The sequence below is a fragment of the Pseudomonas sp. G1002 genome (assembly GCF_013385455.1).
Classification (GTDB): Bacteria; Pseudomonadota; Gammaproteobacteria; order Pseudomonadales; family Pseudomonadaceae; genus Aquipseudomonas.
Genome location: NZ_JACAPY010000073.1, coordinates 1 through 1907, shown reverse-complemented (window position 1 = coordinate 1907; position 1907 = coordinate 1). Strand labels below are relative to the sequence as shown.

The window sequence follows — 1907 nt, the reverse complement described above, 5'->3', positions numbered from 1 at the left end:
GCGGGCCGGGGTTCCACTGGGCGATGTTGTGCTGTTGCTCGGTCGCGTCCAGCAGCGGCAATTCCCCGATGCGCCGTTGCGGATCGGCGACGATACCTTGCAGCAGGTTCAGCCAGTGAGCGGCCATACGCTGTGCAGTGCTTGCGTCGAACAGGTCGGTGGCGTAAGTGAGGGTTGCACTGAGCTCGCCGTCGGCGTCCAGGGTGTCGAGGGTCAAGTCGAACTGGGCGGTACGGCTTTCCCACTCCTGGGCCTTGATCACCAGCCCCGGCAGTTGCGGGATGGCTTGGCGGCCGGCGCTCTGGTGGTTGTACAACACCTGGAACAACGGGCTATGGCTCAGGTTGCGCTCAGGGCGCAAGGCTTCGACCAATTGCTCGAACGGTAGGTCCTGATGCGCCTCGGCGCCCAGTGCCGCCGTCTTGACCTGTTGCAGCAGTTCGCTGAACCGCTGCTGCGGATCGACTTCAGCCTTGAGCACCTGGGTATTGACGAAGAACCCGATCAGGCCTTCGGTCTCGACCCGGTTGCGGTTGGCAATCGGTACGCCCACGCGGATGTCCGACTGGCCGCTGTAACGGTGCAGCAGGCCCTGGAACGAAGCCAGCAACAGCATGAACAGGCTGCAACCTTCACCCAGCGCCAGTTGCCGCAGCTGTTGGCCCAATGCCTGCGGTAACTGGACGGCCAGACGGGCGCCGGCAAAGCTCTGGCGTGCCGGTCGCGGACGGTCCGCAGGCAGCTCCAGCAATGGCTGTTCAGCGCCGAGGACGTTGGTCCAGTAAGCCAGCTGCCGCTCACGCTCACCGGCGTCCATCCATTGGCGTTGCCACACCGCGTAATCGGCATACTGGATCGGTAACTCCACCGGTTCAACCGATCCACCCTGGCTATAGGCGGCATAACGCTCAATCAGTTCCTGCACCAGCACCTGCATCGACCAGCCATCGGAGACGATGTGATGCTGGGTCAGCACCAGCACCTGTTCATCGGCGGCCACCTGCAGCAGCCCGACCCGCAGCAGCGGACCGTTCTGCAGGTCGAACGGCCGGCTGATCTGATCGCGAACAAACGCCTGGATCTGCTCGGCCTGGTTGGCCGAGGTCAGGTCGAGAAACTGCGGCGTCAGCAGCGGACCGGACTCGGCATGGATAACCTGGAACGCACGCTCGTCCTTCTGGACAAAGGTCGTGCGCAAACTCTCGTGACGCTGCACCAGTGCGCTTAAGCTGCGTTGCAACGCCTTCAAATCCAGGTGGCCATGAATCCGTAGCGCCGCAGGGATGTGGTACGCCGCACTGGAGGGCTCCATTTGCCAAAGGAACCACTGGCGCTGCTGGGCGTAGGACAGGGGCAACGGTTGATCACGCGGCACCCTTGGAATGCGCGCAGGCATCGCCGCCTGGATTGGCTCAAGCGCAGCCACGCAAGCCTTGAGGCTGGCGTTTTCGAACAGCTTGCGCAGTTGCAGGTTCATGCCGAGGTGTTGGCGGATGCGCGACACCATCTGCGTAGCCAGCAATGAATGGCCACCCAGTTCGAAGAAGTTGTCGGTGAGACCAACCCGCTCCAGTTTCAGCACGTCTTGCCAGACAGTTGCGATTTGCTGTTCCAGCGCGCTTTGCGGTGCCACGTACTCGTGCTGTACCTGGCTTGCGTCCGGCTGCGGCAGGGCCTTGCGGTCGAGCTTGCCGTTGGCGGTCAGCGGCCATTCATTCAGGAACAGCAGGTGCGTCGGCACCATGTAGTCCGGCAGGTCCGCTTTCAGCTGCGCCTTGAGTGCGCCTGCATCCTCGGCGCCTTGCGCCGGGATCACGTAAGCCACCAATTGCTGGCCGTTCAGCCCTTCCTGGGCCAAGACCACGGCTTCGCGCACCGCCGCCATGGCGTTCAGGCGCGCTTCAATT

General features: G+C 63.2%; 1 protein-coding gene. It reads right to left on the bottom strand.

Annotated features, from left to right (window positions below):
* The coding region (locus HX801_RS31840) for a condensation domain-containing protein (protein WP_256344327.1) at nt 1–1907 on the bottom strand (1907 nt) is incomplete at both ends.